The 15,932-nt window shown below is 55.7% G+C and carries 12 protein-coding genes and 1 other RNA gene; 4 read left to right on the forward strand and 9 right to left on the reverse strand.

The genetic code is table 11. From position 1 onward, the window contains the following. Positions 1-11: 11 nt before the first annotated feature. The 4 genes from O1722_RS13645 to O1722_RS13660 are packed head-to-tail and all read right to left on the reverse strand — an operon-like array spanning position 12 to position 4,796. A complete protein-coding gene (locus tag O1722_RS13645; protein WP_033487129.1) occupies positions 12-959 on the reverse strand; it encodes a fimbrial protein in 948 nt (315 codons plus the stop codon). A gap of 1 nt (position 960) precedes the next feature. Further along, positions 961-3,504: a fimbria/pilus outer membrane usher protein gene (locus O1722_RS13650; RefSeq protein WP_033487130.1), complete on the reverse strand. Its 2,544-nt coding sequence runs from the start codon at positions 3,502-3,504 to the stop codon at positions 961-963. Positions 3,505-3,531: 27 nt separating this feature from the next. Further along, positions 3,532-4,209: a fimbrial biogenesis chaperone gene (locus O1722_RS13655; protein ID WP_033487131.1), complete on the reverse strand. Its 678-nt coding sequence runs from the start codon at positions 4,207-4,209 to the stop codon at positions 3,532-3,534. 56 nt (positions 4,210-4,265) lie between these two features. Then, complete coding sequence (locus tag O1722_RS13660) at positions 4,266-4,796, reverse strand: fimbrial protein (RefSeq protein WP_033487132.1); 531 nt, start codon at positions 4,794-4,796, stop codon at positions 4,266-4,268. Between the two features lie 354 nt (positions 4,797-5,150). Here O1722_RS13660 and O1722_RS13665 point away from each other — a divergent pair, with 354 nt between their 5' ends. Together O1722_RS13665 and O1722_RS13670 are read left to right on the forward strand one after the other, a co-directional pair. Then, complete coding sequence (locus O1722_RS13665) at positions 5,151-5,810, forward strand: winged helix-turn-helix transcriptional regulator (protein ID WP_015570718.1); 660 nt, start codon at positions 5,151-5,153, stop codon at positions 5,808-5,810. Between the two features lie 77 nt (positions 5,811-5,887). Continuing rightward, positions 5,888-6,517, forward strand: coding sequence for a helix-turn-helix domain-containing protein (locus O1722_RS13670; protein WP_015570719.1), 630 nt, complete (start codon positions 5,888-5,890; stop codon positions 6,515-6,517). Between the two features lie 46 nt (positions 6,518-6,563). On the opposite strand, the gene O1722_RS13675 is transcribed toward O1722_RS13670, so the two are convergent. From O1722_RS13675 to ydiJ, 3 genes are all read right to left on the reverse strand, one after another. Next, positions 6,564-6,758, reverse strand: coding sequence for a YdiH family protein (locus O1722_RS13675; RefSeq protein WP_003857766.1), 195 nt, complete (start codon positions 6,756-6,758; stop codon positions 6,564-6,566). Between the two features lie 85 nt (positions 6,759-6,843). Next, entirely contained in the window at positions 6,844-7,254 is a 411-nt protein-coding gene (menI, locus tag O1722_RS13680; RefSeq protein WP_015570720.1) for a 1,4-dihydroxy-2-naphthoyl-CoA hydrolase, read from the reverse strand. After that, positions 7,251-10,307 carry a D-2-hydroxyglutarate dehydrogenase YdiJ gene (gene ydiJ / locus O1722_RS13685; protein WP_033487134.1) on the reverse strand — a complete coding sequence of 1,019 codons (3,057 nt, stop codon included), beginning with the start codon at positions 10,305-10,307 and terminating at the stop codon, positions 7,251-7,253. The genes menI and ydiJ overlap by 4 nt, the downstream gene beginning before the upstream one ends. 199 nt (positions 10,308-10,506) lie before the next feature. Between ydiJ and ydiK the strand changes: the two genes are divergently transcribed. After that, positions 10,507-11,622, forward strand: a complete 1,116-nt coding sequence (gene ydiK / locus O1722_RS13690) for an AI-2E family transporter YdiK (protein ID WP_015570721.1) — start codon at positions 10,507-10,509, stop codon at positions 11,620-11,622. A 208-nt stretch (positions 11,623-11,830) separates the two neighbouring features. Further along, positions 11,831-11,938, forward strand: an RNA gene (gene rprA / locus O1722_RS13695) — antisense sRNA RprA. A gap of 5 nt (positions 11,939-11,943) precedes the next feature. Here the strand turns inward: rprA and O1722_RS13700 are convergent. Continuing rightward, the gene (locus O1722_RS13700; RefSeq protein WP_033487135.1) at positions 11,944-14,319 is read right to left on the reverse strand and encodes a glycoside hydrolase family 3 N-terminal domain-containing protein; all 2,376 of its coding nucleotides are present in this window, start codon (positions 14,317-14,319) and stop codon (positions 11,944-11,946) included. A gap of 3 nt (positions 14,320-14,322) precedes the next feature. Continuing rightward, positions 14,323-15,723 carry an MFS transporter gene (locus tag O1722_RS13705; protein ID WP_479954328.1) on the reverse strand — a complete coding sequence of 467 codons (1,401 nt, stop codon included), beginning with the start codon at positions 15,721-15,723 and terminating at the stop codon, positions 14,323-14,325. Between the last annotated feature and the right edge of the window lie 209 nt (positions 15,724-15,932).

The raw sequence follows: 15,932 nt of genomic DNA on the forward strand, positions 1-15,932 counted from the left end.
CTTCTTACCTGCTACTGGTAGGTCACATTAAGGGTGGCGGAGGCATTCGCTGAACCTGACTCCACGCGGGGTAACGTCTGGTAATATCGGGCCGTTAATGGCAACGTCTCTTGCCCCCCGGCAGACTGCCGCAAGAATAGTCGGCTGTTCATCACCAGCGGTGCACCGTTATAGATAAGCTGCACCCCCACCCCTTTCGCAGTGCCGGCATTTCCCTGCCCGGTTAAGGCCATCACGCTGGTATTGGCGCTGTCCGGGTTCTGTATTCCACTGAGCGAGACCGTAATATTGGTTCCGGCGGCGCAGGTCAGGCCCAGGTTTTGCGTGTTCTGTGCTCCCGCTGGCGTGGTGCCCACCGTGGAGCCGAACGCCGAGGCGGGAATATCCCCTATCGGAAACGTCAGCTGGGCCGTATTCACCGTGCACGCCAGCGCATTGATGGTGCCGGAGGTGAGCTGCGTGGTCAGACCGTCACGGTAGAGGCCATCGCTTCCCTGAAGCGTCACGACACCGATCGTCCCGGGGGTTAATGCCCCCGATGAGACCGGCCCCGTCACCACCAGCTCAATCCTCCCGCCGTACCAGTCCACATAGGAGGTCTGCGCATTGTAGGAAAATGTATTGCTCGGGTTTTCAAAAAAGCCGTTGGAAGAAAAGCGTATCCCTATCCCGCTGACGTTCGTGTTGTAAACATGGTTGCCGTAGCTGCTCAACGTGGCGCCGTTGTAGCGCAGGCTGAATCCCAGCATCAGCGGATTCGTACACCCGGTAAGATAGGAGCCTGTGGCTGACGCCGCGCCGGAAAATACCACCGTGCCGACAGGCGCATCGCGCTGCACGTTGATCGTCCCCACGGACAGGGTGGAAAGCTGCGGGGTGATGGTGGTGCAGGTACCGGCACGAGCCATATTTGCCGCCGCGAGCAAACAGAGCAGCAGCATCGCGTTAAGACATTTCATGTTAGCGTTCCTGACGGCAGGTGGCGTGCATATCAGCGATCCCACCGTACGTTGAGTGATTCGGCAGCGTGAAATCAGCGCGGCATTGCTGACTGGATTGACTTCCCCATGTAGCGACTAACGTTCCCTGCTCGCGCATCCCGGTTAAATAGACCTGACCGCGATCGCCGACAATAAAACTGCCGCTGTCATCACCCACAAGGGTGACCACCGCCCCAAACGGAACGGCGCGGTCGCTGTCGGTCAAGGTCATCAGCACCCGGCGACCTGACTTCGGCAGATAATCGGCTCTCACCACCGCTCCCCGCGTCGGCGTCACCGTGCGGGTGTTGATCTCCAGCTCGACATCGTCCGGCATCGTTTCCGGGTCGAGGGTGAGATCGTTTTTCCGGTAGACAGAAAGGTTGCTCACGACCGTATATCCGCGAAAATCTGTCCGTACACCGGGCTGATTGCGGATATCCACGTCGTGGGCGCCAGGGGCTTTGATTAAGACGCTGGTCTCCCCCAGCGGCTGGGAAAGCGTGATGCCATCAGCATGGGCGAGAATGCCGCCTTGCAGCCCGTAATTCAGGCGTTCACTTTTTTTGTCATAACCATAACCTGCCGTGACTTCGCCATAGGCGCCTTTGTAGTCCGCGTTAACATTGCCGGTATAGCCCACGCCCTCTGTGCCGTATCCCTGCTGTACGTTCCAGCTCAGGGCACGGTTCTCGAGCGCTACCCCGTTCAGGCCGACGTTATGCGTCGTCCCGTTATTCCCGCTGGCGTTCATGCCATAGTTAGCCCATGTCTGCGGCAAAAATTTATCCAGCGGAATGCTGACGTTGAACGCCAGAAGCTGGTCGTGGTTAGCGTTTTTTTGGCTGTCGCGGGTTTCTGACGCTGAGCGGACATTTTTGCTGTAGGTCCATGTCAGGCCATAGCTGATGTTGTGCCAGTAGTTGCTATAGCCGACGCTCCACGAAGCCATCGACTTACCGTCATTCCAGTAATCTTCCCGCGCCGCAGTGAGGGTAAGCGCGCCCAGGTTGTCCCCCAGCGTCTGGCTCATCGTCAGCTCGGCACGGTTACGTCGCCTGTCCTGAAGCGCGCTGCTGTCGCCGTACGAATCGAGGACGTCCTGCATGCCGTAATAGCCGCGGGTCGAGTAGCGATACCCGGCAATCGAAAAGTTGGTCCCGGTATTGATAAAATTCTTGCTGTATCGGGCCCGCCACGACTGACCGTTTGTTTTCGCGGCATGCTCCGGCGTTGACCAGCCCTGAGTGACGTCTGCGGATATCGCCCCGAGATCGCCCATATTCTTGCCCACCCCCAGAGCCGCCGACTGGTACTTATCTGCCCCCTGGACGCCGCCATAGAGCGTAATACCGTGAGGGAGGCCGTAAATTCCGGTCAATTGCCCGAAGGGGGTTTTCTCCACGCTACGGTTATACGAGCGATACTGCCCGGCGGTAAGGGCATATTTCAGGCGCCCCTCCCGTTGCAGGACCGGCAGCGAAGCGTATGGCAGGGTGAAATGTTGCTCACTGCCATCAGCTTCGACGATCGTCACATCAAGTTCGCCCGAGCCGCCGGTGGGATACATGTCCGCGATCTCAAACGCGCCCGGTGCCACATAGCTTTGGTAGATTTGATAGCCATTCTGACGCACCACGACCTGCGCGTTAGTCCGCGCAATACCGCGCACCACCGGCGCATAGCCTTTCAGGGAATCCGGCAGCATATCGTCGTCGGACGCCAGCTGGACGCCGCGAAACGGCATGCTGTCAAAGACATCGGCAGACGCGGAACTGTCTCCGAGCGTAAGCTGGGCTTGCAGGGGAATAATCGCGCGCTGCATCCAGGTATAGACGTTGTCCCACTTATCCTGGCCGGACGCATCGCGGGACCAGGTGGTGTAGTTGCGTAACCGCCAGGGACCGACGTTGATCCCCGGCCGCAGGTTTGCATACTGGCTGTCGCTGCGGGTGCCTGCCCCGCTTCTTGCCCGGCTGTTTGCCCCGCTCAGGCTGTAGTTGAGCATGACCGCGGTAATGCCTTCATCCCACATATCCGGCGGAACGTAACCTCTTGCTGGCAGGTCTATAGCCGCCTGTGGAATGCTAATCGCCAGACGCTGGGCGCCAAACTGGAAATCCGCGCTGGCCTGTGGGATCGCCCTGAGATCGGCGCATTCACCTTCCCCGGCGGCGAGCTGCGGGAAAAGCGCCGTTTTCACGCCCCACGCTTTTAACTGCCCGATACTCAGGCACGGCTGCAACGTTTCACTGCCGTTAGCATCCTTCACTGCCATAAAACGAATATCCCGCGTTTCCAGCAGCCGATCGTCAAGAATAATATCAACGTGGTATGTCCCGGGCGCCTGCGAGCCGGATTCAAAGGCAGATAAATCCGCTTTCCCCATTCCGGGATTATCCAGCTCTACCAGTTCCGTATTAAACGTCTCACTGGCATACAGTGTGGGAGAGACACCAGCAAGCGCGAGGGCAATAAATATTGCCAGGCGCGCAGGCTGCATTGTATTCAATGCCGTTGTCATGACGAACACCTGATTAACGCGTAAGGATCACAAACTGGCCCGGTGTAATTCGCCAGGGCTGCCATAATCGTTAATGACTTTAAACGTCAGCGTATTGCCACTGGTTCCGTTCGGTAACGGAAAACGGGCTGTGCCTGAAGGCATCACGTACGTGACATTGTCAAGTTTCTTATTACCCAACGTAATTTCATTGAAATTGATAACGTACGGCGTAGGGTTATTAACCTGAAGGGAATTCCCCGCACGATTCCAGGTTAATTTATTGGCTTGCTCCTCGGGGGTAGACGCACGAAGAGTCTCTGGTCGATAAATTAATTTGATGCGCGTTTTGACGGCAATTTGTAGCGAGTTCATCTGCTTTGAGGCTGACGGAATAGCTTTAATGTTCAGCCAGAATAAACTCTCCTGCCTCTGTGGCAGCGAGCCGGTCATGACAATACGCTCAAGGTTTTTTTGCCCGCCGTCCAGCCGATACAGTGGTGGCGTAATAATAAAAGGCGCTTTACCCGATTGTTCATCCTGAACATCTATCCACGACTGGATTAAATAAGGAACGTTATCAGGATTAGTAATACCTATTGACGCCTCTTTTTTAGCCCCATCGAAAATAATACGGGTGCCGCCAATAATTACTCCTGCACTGACGGATGTTAACGTCAGCGGTAACAGCGCCATAGCCAGGCCCATTGTCGTGATAAAACGCATTTTAATACCTCATAAAACAAGGGGCCGGGCGGGCCCCTGCTGATTACTGCAATGACTTAGTTGTATACCACAGAGAAGTTTGCGACCGAGTTAGCCGGGCCCGCGGTCACGGATGCCGCGGTGGCGATATACTGCGCGTAGAAGTTCAGCGTATTATCAGCCGTACTGCTGAGCGGGTAAATATAGCTGTTGCTGCCGTGCAGCGGCAGATCGGCTTTATCTGCCGTCATCAGGTTAATCGCCACCCCGGTGGCCGCCCCCGCCACGGACGTATCAATCGCCAGCAGGCTAGCGTTGGTTAAATCCGGCGTGCCGTCAAAACGGACTTTTGCATTGGTGACCGTTACCGGACAGTTTTTCAAAATAATATTGAATTGCGTCGCAGCCGTTCTCGCCCCGGTTGTCGGGAATTCCGTTTTATAATAATCGCCTAATACCACCACCTGATTCTGGGATGCCACATCAACGTCGCAGGCAGAATCCAGAATATTCCCGTTAAAATTAACGGTACCGGCCGCTGCGAATGCATTGGTCATGGTGAGTACAGAACCTGCCGCTAACATTGCCATCATCAATTTTGTATTCATAATTTTATATCCCGTATTACTTTATTTATTACCGACATTCAGTTGCAGAAACAAAAGACCTTCCGACGAGTCAAAATTTATACAACTCTTTTTGCGCATACAATCAATTTTGAGGTCTAGCTGTAGACCCTCTTTTAACAATTACAAAACATATTCACTCGGAAACACCTTAAGAATAATGGCCAAAGTCTACTTTTAGACCTGAATAAAAAAGGTTTCAATTTCAATTAATTAAGACTCAAAAAAAAGCGAGTCTATAATTAGACTCGCCGCAAACATTCCCTGATCTGCTGGTTTTTAAGATAATTCTTTATGCCGATCAAAAAATGATCGCATCAGTCAGTGAGGTTTCACATGAATACCCGTTTCGCGCCTGAGTCAGATATTGATAAGTCAACAGTGCTCGGCGCTAAGCCTTTTAAGCACATTGAAAAAATAATCGATAATGTTTTGCCGCATGCGGAGAGAAGCATTATTGCCAGAGGAGAAATTATCCATTATTGCTCCGGCGATACCCGTCAATGCTTTTTACTGTTGCATGGCAGCGTGGCGTTACACCGTCGCGGGGACGGTATCGTCTTAAATTCTGAATCCGCGCCATTTATACTCGGCGTGAGCAGCCAGTTATCGTCTGAACACCTGTACGTCAGAGCGCTGGAAACTTCAGAGGTGGCCAGCGTTTCGCTGGCGTGTTTCAATCATGTTGTCGCACAACAGAATTTATGGGAGCACTTCTCAAATCTGCTGATCTACACCGCATCGCGCGTCTACGAACATTGTGCCCAGATATCGCAAATGTCGGCTTATGACATTATCCGCTTTCAACTGGTTGAGTTGATGCAGGAGCCGGAAGCCATAAGACAAAACATTACCGCCGCGGCCTATATCAAAAGCCGCACCTATCTTTCACGCAGCGGCATTATGCGGATCCTCGCGGAGTTGCGGACGGGGAAATACATCACCATGGAGCGTGGCGTACTAGTAGAGATCCATCACTTACCCCGTAAGTACTGAGGCTGTATTTATCTCTGGAGAAGGTGGAAAAGAAGAGCGACACTATAGAGAGTACAGTCTCTTTCCAGGTTAACGCTATGTCTTCTGACAAACCATCGCATCGCGGCTCTCCCTATGCTCAGGAACTGATTTCTCATTTACAGCCGCACTGCGCCACGCATAAAACCGATCCCGGCGAGCAACTTGATCTCCAGGTTGAAGGGCAGAGCATGTGTTATTTAATTCTTGACGGCACGGTCGCCATATACAGAAGAAGCGACGACATGATGCTTTCAACGGCGCGCAGTCCCGCCCTGTTTGGCCTCGCTAACCTGACGGACATTTATTTTAATGACTACCTCCGAACGGTAACGCCTTGCCTGATTGGTGTGCTCACGACCGATCGGGTGGCTGAAATTATCAAAGAGAAGGCGCTGTGGGGGCTGCTTTCTAATCATCTGATGTTTGTCTATAACCGCCTCTATCACAACGTCATGCCGAAAGGCGCGCCAACCGCGTACGAGATGATTCGCCAGCAGCTCGTGCTGCTGATGCAGGAAGATGACAGCTACCGACGTAGCGTGACGGCGGAAAGGTATATCAGGGATAAAACCCATCTTTCCCGCAGTGGCGTAATGCGGATCCTGGCTGATCTGAAAACGGGTGGGTTCATCGAAATGGAAGAAGGCCGGCTGATTAAAATTAACAAACTGCCTGCCAGATACTGAATGTCAGACACAAAAAAGGCCGCGCTTGCGGCCTTTTCTTCACTGCTTAATGGACGTGAACGCCCAACCGCCAGGCAAAGTAGATCTCTTCTTTCAGTTCGTTTGAAGAGAGCGCCAGCAAATCCGTAAATTCCAGCTCAAGCTGTTTCAGCTTTTTCAGGTACTGGGCGGGAGACAGATTGCTTTTATCGCGACGTAAATATTCAATTGCCAGCTGTGTTGGGGTTATTTCAGTATCCATGATGTCCTCGCTTATGTTCAAAACGTGACCAGTATATCACAATCAGGCGGCTAATTTTTGACCAAAAACAAGACATCCGAAAACTTTACACAACGGCCGTCGTCAGCCTGGATGAACAACACAGGCGATCCTGCTCGTCCAGAATATCAATCTGCCACACCTGATGACGGCTTCCGGCATGCAGCGCCCGGCAGACGCCGCGCACGCGCCCGCTGCGAACGGAGCGGATGTGGTTGGCATTGACCTCCAGACCCACCACCTTCTGCTCTCCTTCCGTACACAGGTAGCCCGCCACCGACCCCAGTGTTTCGGCCAGCACGACGGACGCGCCGCCGTGCAACAGGCCAAACGGTTGATGAGTACGGCTGTCTACCGGCATCGTCGCTTCCAGTTCGTTGTCGCCAATGCGCGTGAACTGGATATCCAGCAAACCGACCATGTTCTCCGCGCCCATGGCATTTAAGGCCTCAAGCGTGACCGCACGTTTCCAGATCATCCGATAATCTCCAGTAAAGCCTGCAATGGATGGCGGACGCCGTTACCTTCCACCCGTTTCACCTGGCTGCGGCAGGAGTAGCCCGTCGCCAGACAGCGGTTGCGTGGCAGGCGCTGCATCGCCTGATGCCATGACAGCTCGTAAATGCCGAGCGAATTAGCGTGGTTTTTGACTTCATGGCCGTAGGTTCCGGCCATACCGCAGCAGCCCACGTTAACGCTTTCCAGCTTCGCGCCAAACCGGGCAAAGATAGAAGCCCACTGGGCAGGCGCCGTCGGCAGCGCCGTCACTTCGGTGCAGTGCCCAAACAGATACCAGGCTTCTCCACTCACCTCCTGAGTGGGCGTTTGCGTCAGCACCGCAGGCAGCCACTCGTGCACCAGTAAGACCTGAAAATCACCGCGCTTATCGCCGAGCGTCTGCTTATATTCATCCCGGTAACAGAGCACCAGCGCCGGATCGACGCCCACCATCGGCATACCGAGCTGCGCCACGCGATTCAGAAAATCTGAAGTTTTCTGCGCGGTTTTCGCAAAGCGGGTGAGGAAACCTTTTATGTGCTGCGCCTTGCCGTTCGGGGAGAACGGCAGCACCACCGGCTGGTAGCCGATTTTCTCGGCCAGTCGGACAAAATCGGCCACCACCTGGGCATCGTAATAGCTGGTAAACGGATCCTGCACTACCAGCACCACCTTCGCTTTCTGCTCAGGGCTTAATGCTTCCAGTTGTTCCAGGGTCATGTTCGCCGAGCGGTGCCCCACCAGCCGACGCTGGAGTGATGGCACCGACAGCAGCGGCAGGTCCACCATGCCGATATGTTTTTCTGACAGTTTGCGCACCAGCGGCTGGTTGATAAAGAAGTTAAAGGTTTTTGGCGCACGGGCCATCAGCGGCGCGTAACTCTCCACCGTCGCCACCAGATGATCGCGCATCGGGCGCAGATAACGCGTGTGGTACAGCTGGAGGAAGCGGGAACGGAATTCCGGTACGTCAATTTTAATCGGGCACTGGGTTGAACACGCCTTGCACGCCAGGCAGCCGGACATCGCCTCTTTCACCTCATGCGAGAAATCGTATTCACCTTTGTTCGCATGCCAGCTGTTGCGGGTGCGTTCGATAAGCCCGCGCAGGCTGGCGCGTTTTTCCGGCAGCTCCTGTTCCAGCTTGAGCGGGTCAACGCCGCGGTCGGCCAGCAGGCGCAGCCATTCGCGCACCAGCGTGGCACGCCCTTTCGGGGAATGAATGCGGTTGCTGGTGATTTTCATCGACGGACACATCGGGCTTTTCACATCGAAGTTGAAGCACAGCCCGTTGCCGTTGCACTCCATCGCGCCGCGCCAGGAAGCGCGTACCGCAATCGGAATTTGTCGGTCATAGGTGCCGCGCTTGACGGCGTCCACCTGCAACATCGGCGCATCAACGCCCTCCGGCGGGCAGATTTTTCCCGGGTTAAGGCGGTTATCGGGATCAAAAGCGGCTTTCACCTTACGCAGCTCGGCGTAAAGTTGTTCGCCAAAAAACGCCGGGCTGTACTCGGCGCGGAATCCTTTGCCGTGCTCGCCCCATAACAAGCCGCCGTATTTGGCCGTGAGGGCCACGACCTCGTCGGAGATCTCCTTCATCAGGATCTCCTGCTGCGGGTCGCACATGTCCAGCGCCGGGCGCACGTGCAGCACACCCGCGTCCACGTGCCCGAACATGCCATAGCTCAGACCATGGCTGTCGAGCAGCGCGCGAAACTCCACAATATAATCAGCAAGGTGCTCCGGCGGCACGCAGGTATCTTCCGCAAACGGAATCGGCTTCGCCACCCCTTTCGCGTTGCCGAGCAGCCCCACCGCTTTTTTACGCATCGCGTAGATTCGCTCGATGCCGGAGAGATCGTTACACAGCTGCCAGCCAATGACGCCGCCTTCCCCCAGGGCAATCAGCTCGTCCAGACGCTGGCAGAGCGTGCTTACCTGGCTCTCAATCAGCTCTGCGTCATCCCCGGCGAACTCGACGATGTTCAGGCCGAGCATCTCTTTATCCGGCACGTCAGTAATCAGTTCGCTCACCGAATGCCAGACGATATCTTCCCGGGCCAGGTTCAGAACTTTTGAATCGACGGTTTCCACCGACAGCGCCCGCGCCTCCACCATAAACGGTGCATTACGCAGCGCGGAGTCAAAGGAGTTGTATTTGACATTCACCAGACGGCGCACCTTTGGCAACCGGGTGATCTCCAGACGCGCTTCGGTGATGAAGGCCAGCGTCCCTTCTGACCCGGTCAGTACGCGGGTAAGATCGAACTGGCTCAGATCGTCATTAAAGACATGGCGCAGATCGTAGCCCGTCAGGAAGCGGTTAAGCTTCGGGAATTTGTTGAGGATCAGTTCGCGATTTTCGCGGCAGCGCTCCAGCACGGTACGATAAATCCGTCCGCTGGTGGTGCTCTCTTTTGCCAGCGTTTCGGCCAGCTCGATCGGCATCGGTTGGGTATCGAGGATATCGCCCCCCAGCAGCACCGCCCGCACACCCATAACGTGATCGGAGGTTTTGCCGTAGACCAGCGAGCCCTGCCCCGAGGCATCGGTGTTGATCATCCCGCCAATGGTCGCGCGGTTACTGGTGGAAAGCTCTGGCGCAAAAAAATAGCCGTAAGGTTTCAAAAACTGATTCAGCTGATCTTTGATCACTCCCGCTTCCACTCGCACCCACCCCTCTTCCGGGTTGATCTCAATGATGCGGTTCATATAGCGGGACATATCAATGATGATGCCCTGGTTCAGCGCCTGCCCGTTGGTACCCGTCCCGCCGCCGCGTGGGGTAAAGACCAGGGTGCTGAAACGCTCCTGCGACGCCAGACGGGCGATGAGCGCCACATCGGCGGTAGAGCGCGGGAAAACGACGGCATCGGGAAGAAGCTGGTAAATACTATTATCGGTCGCCATCGTCAGCCTGTCGGCATAATCGGTGGCGGTGTCACCTGTAAAACCCTGTTGCTCCAGTGCCTGCAAAAAATTAAGCACCAGCTGAACGACGCCCGGTGCCTGAGAAATCTGTGGGATCATTGCTGTCGACCCTAATGAGAATAGTGTGAAATCGTTTGCGTTGTGTCTGGAAAGTTTTATCACATTTTTTTCTTATGTGCTTCGTAGAATTACGGGCAAAATCCGCCTGTCAAAAATCGCTGAAATCACTAATGATTAGAGAGATGCGGTTTATATTCCCATCAGCCTTGCTGGTGTTCATTTAAGGAAAGTTTCGTTTATGGTCAATCTTCGTCAGCCCAGGGATGTCGCGCAGATACTGCTGTCGGTGCTGTTCTTAGCCATTATGATTATTGCGTGTCTGTGGATTGTTCGTCCTTTCGTGCTCGGATTTGCCTGGGCCGCGACCGTGGTCGTCGCAACCTGGCCTTTACTCTTACGTTTGCAGAAACTGCTGTTTGGTCGCCGCGGCCTGGCCGTGCTGGTGATGACGCTGCTGTTGTTCCTGCTGTTTATTATTCCCATTGCACTGCTGGTTAACAGCCTGGTTGACAGTAGCGGCCCGGTTATTCGCGCGGTCACCAGCGGTGATATGACACTGCCGGATCTCGCGTGGCTGAACAGCATTCCTGTTGTGGGCGCAAAACTGTACAGCGGCTGGCACAGCCTGCTGGAGATGGGCGGTAGCGCGCTGATGGCCAAAGTACGTCCGTACATCGGCACAACCACCACCTGGTTTGTGGGGCAGGCTGCGCACATTGGTCGCTTCATGATGCACTGTACGTTGATGCTGGTCTTCAGCGCCCTGCTGTACTGGCGCGGCGAGCAGGTTGCGCTGGGGGTACGTCATTTCGCCACCCGACTGGCAGGTAAACGCGGCGATGCGGCCGTGCTGCTGGCAGCCCAGGCCGTCCGCGCGGTAGCGCTCGGCGTGGTGGTCACAGCGCTGGTGCAGGCTGTACTTGGCGGAATCGGGCTGGCAATTTCCGGCGTACCTTATGCCACCATTTTCACCGTCGTCATGCTGATGACCTGTCTGGCTCAGCTCGGTCCGCTGCTGGTGCTGGTTCCCTGCATTATCTGGCTTTACTGGACGGGGGACACGACCTGGGGCACGGTGCTACTGGTCTGGAGTTGCGTGGTGGGCACCATGGATAACGTGATCCGTCCCCTCCTCATCCGCATGGGCGCTGACCTGCCGCTGATTCTGATCCTGTCCGGGGTGATCGGGGGGTTAATTGCCTTCGGCATGATTGGCCTGTTCATCGGTCCGGTGCTGCTTGCGGTAACCTGGCGTCTCTTCTCCGCCTGGGTGCATGAAGTGCCGCCGCCGGGAACCGACCCTGACGTCATCTTAAGCGAACTTGAAGAACTGGAAGATAAGAACGCGCAGTAAGAACGTAGGCCGGGTGGCGCTAACGCTTACCCGGCTACACTCTCCACAGCAATACTTAAACGTTGCTAAACTATTTATTCTCTGCACACTGGTCAGACCCGCCTTTTTCTGCCTAAAACCGTCATTCTCTTCAAGAAATCTTTACCTGCCTTTAACTATTGAGACGAATCCGATCGACTCAAAATCCTGGCATGCCTACTATTAAGACACGGTTATAAATCAACACCTTGATTTATAAGCATGGAAATCCCCTGAGTGAAACAACGAATTGCTGTGTGTAGTCTTTGCCCATCTCCCACGATGGGCTTTTTTTTATCCTTTTTACGCCCGTGTAATGTCACAGCGGCTGAGCATACGCCATTCCCCCGCCAGCTCCCGCGTCTCCCCGGTTACCAGCACGTTCACCACCTCGCGTATACCCGCCGAGGACGCGCCAACCTGTAGCTCAAATTCCCCTGGCTCGACAATCCGCTTCCCGTCCCGGCGGGTGAAATTAAACATCTCCACCGGCAGGGTAAAGGTCAGCGTGGCGGTTTCTCCCGGTGAAAGCGTAACGCGCTGGAACGCTTTCAGCTCCTGAAGCGGACGCACCTGCGTGGCGACCTTATCGCGTACGTACACCTGTACCACTTCGCTGCCGCTGCGCTCGCCGGTGTTGGTGATATCGACGCTTAACGCCACCTCTCCGTCGATCGGGACGCGGCTTTCCGTCAGGCGGGCCGCGCCCCAGCGAAACTGCGTCCAGCCGAGACCGTAACCGAACGGGTAAAGTGCGCCGAAATGGAACGCAAACGGCGTGCCGCCGCTTTTCAGCTTGTGGTTATAGTAGTACGGCATCGCCCCGGCGTTTTTCGGCACGCTCACTACCAGCCTGCCCTGCGGCTCCGCGCGGCCGGTTAAGACATCGGCAATCGCCCAGCCCCCTTCCTGCCCCGGCGCCCAGGCCATCATCAGCGCGGCCACCTTCTCTTCCAGCCCCTGAAGGTTATAAGGACGCCCACCCGTCATGACGACAATCACTGGCTTACCAGTTGCCACCAGCGCCTCCAGCAGCTGTTGCTGCACGCCCGGCAGATCCAGCGAATCGGTATCCGAACCTTCCCCCACGGTGCCGCTCTGGAATAGCCCGGCGAGGTCGCCCACGCAGGCCACCACCACGTCACTCTCTTTTGCCGCGCTCACGGCGTCGGGGATCAAATCCGTGCGTTGTGAAACCGGCGATTGCTGCATCGGCTTACCGCCGCTGTCGCCCGGGAACACCGGTGCGCCCGCCATCCGTTTTTCGATAATGTGGCACCCTTTGGCGTAACGTATCTGTGATGCGCCAAGGTACTGTTCCAGCGCCGCGCGCGGGGTAGTCACCTGCGAGGTCTCTTCAACCATATCGCTGATAATCAGGTGAACCGGGAAGCTGTAGCCGCTCAGTAACGCCAGTGGATCGTCCGCCGTCGGCCCCACTACCGCTACACGGGGTTTTCCGCCGAGGGGCAAAATGCCGTTATTTTCCAGCAGCGTGATCGATTTTGTTGCCACCTCGCGCGCCACCTGCCGGGTCGCCTCATTCTGCAAATCGATACCGTCTTCGTCGGCGTACGGTTTTTCAAACAGCCCGAGACGGAATTTTTCACTTAGCACGCGCGCCACAATCTCATCCACTTTCGCCATTGAGATGAGCCCACGCTCTACCGCTTCAGCCAGATGACGCGCGCAGTCATCCTTCGGCAGTTCCACGTCCAGCCCGGCGTTAAACGCCAGAGCCGCCGATTCCGCTGGATCGTGAGAAATCCCGTGGTGCTGGTGCAGCAGGCTGACGCCGCCGTAATCCGCCACGATAATGCCGTCGAAGCCCCACTGTTCACGCAGCACGGTGGTGAGCAGAAAATGGTCGCTGTGCCCTGGCTGATTATCAATGTCGTGATAGGCTGGCATCACCGAACCGGCGTTGGCCAGCTTTACCGCCATCTCAAACGGCAGCAGGAAGGTATCGTTAAGCTCGCTGAAACCGAGATGGACCGGCGCATGATTGCGCGCCCCTTCGCTGAAGGAGTGGCCGACGTAATGTTTCAGGGTCGCCAGCAGATCGCGCTTATCGCCCTGCAACCCCTTCACGTACGCCGTCGCCATCACCCCTACCAGCCACGGATCTTCCCCAAAGGTCTCTTCCGTCCGTCCCCAGCGCACATCGCGCGAGACATCCAGCACCGGGGCCAGTCCCTGCTGGCACCCGACGGATCGGGCCTCTTTGCCAATCTGCTCCGCCGCCCGCTGCACCAGCGCCGGGTCCCAGGTAGAACCGTAGTTCAGCGACGACGGGAACAGCGTTGCATCTTTGCACAGCAGCCCTACCAGACACTCTTCATGAAACAGCGCCGGAATGCCGAGCCGGGTCTCCTCCATCATCATGCGTTGCAGGCGGTTGGCGGCACGCACGCCGGTTTTTGCATCAACAATGTGCGTGCCGAGCGGGCGGGTGATCTGCCCGACGCCCAGCTTCAGCCTTTCGCTGAGGGACGCCTGTTCACTCACGCCGGCGAATTCATCGCTCAGATCGCTGCGCTCGCGGTGGTTGCCGTGTTCATCAAGGATCAGCCAGTACGCGTGCATCTGGGCAAATTTCTCTTCCGGCGTCATACGCGCCAGTAAATCAGCGACACGCTCGTGTACGGAACGTCCCGCGTCCTTGTAGATCGCAGTCATGGTTTACTCCTGTAGTGCGGATTGGGTTGCCGGGCTGAGCTGCCCCGTATCGTTTCGACTATCGCGTTTGCTGGCCAGCTCGCGGGCGATGCTGTCCACCAGTCGGCTGTTAAGTTTGTAGATGGCAAGGAGAGCCACCATGCAGAGGAACAGCGCGCAGGGGATCAGGGTGAACAGGGCATTGATGGTTGCGAGAACGTGAGGCGCCTGGTTTGCCTGACCCGGCGCGTAATCCACCATGCCAAGCACCCAACCGACCACCGCCCCGCCCAGCGCCAGCCCAAACTTGATGGCAAACAGGGCGGTAGAAAAGACCAGCCCGTCAAGGCGGCGGCCGCTACGGTGTTCTTCGTAGTCCACCACATCGGAGAACATGGTCCATTGCAGCGGCGTGGTCAGGTTCTGAATAAAACTAAACACAATATTCAGACCGAATATCAGCCACACCTGTGAAGGCGGAATGAAGAAAATCAGCGCGCCAAAAATAACGAAAGAAATAATGGTCCACTGATAGGCACGCACCCGGTCAAATTTGCCCAGCAGGCGTTCAGATAATAATGCGCCGCTTAAGGAGGCCACCATGCCGGAAACAATAAAGGCAAAAACCAGTTCCGGACGTAACAGAACATAGTTAACGTAATACATGGTCGCAGAGCCACGCGTCACGACGGCGGTTAACAGTAAAATATTAAACAGAAAAACAATTCGCCACTGGCTATTGGCGGCCAGCAGTTTTAAATCCGTCAGCATCGAGCCGGAGGTGTCATTGCGCGGCGAGTAACGCTCCCGGGTCATAAAGAAGCAGCAGAAGAATAAAACAATACCCAGCAGCCCCATCAGGCTCATGGCATAGAAATAGCCTTTTTGCACATTCCCCTGGCCTAATAATGAGACCAGCGGCAGCGCGATGACGGTTACAATCAACCCGCCGATAAACGACAGGCCAAAGCGCCAGGATTGCAGCGAGTGGCGTTCGCGCGTGTCGAGCGTCAGCGCGCCAGGCATGGCACAGTAAGGGACGTTAATCGCGGAATAGATCAGACTCAGGATGGCATAGGTTACGCAGGCATAGACAATTTTCGCCGTCGCCCCGGCATCAGGTACGTAGAAGGTAATCAGGCAGCTCACGCCAAACGGAATGGCAAACCAGAGCAGCCAGGGACGAAAACGACCGTGGCGGGTCTGAGTGCGGTCCACCAGCGCGCCAATGCACGGGTCGACAAACGCATCGACCACGCGCACCACTAAAAACATGGTGCCCATAATGGCCGCAGGCAAACCGAATACGTCCGTATAGAAATAAGCGAGAAATAACGTTGCCGTTTGCCAGACCAGCGCGCTGGCCATATCGCCGAGGCCATAACCTATTTTATCTTTGGTACGTAATACAGAGGAGATTGTCATTGTTATTTGCCTTTTTATCAGGTTAAAACGTATTTCAACCAGTCGCGCATCATCCCGACGGATGTACGCGGTAAGGCTCAAGTATTAGCAACGCCCTGCCCGCTAACAATTGTCTAAATTAACAGATAAATTATGATATTTGGTTTTTTTGCTTTATTTGTGATGGTGAGCATATTCGCAGGAAAATAAAAAAGGCGAGGACAGATATC

It is taken from the genome of Enterobacter cloacae complex sp. HYC003_NIDB, from assembly GCF_056673375.1.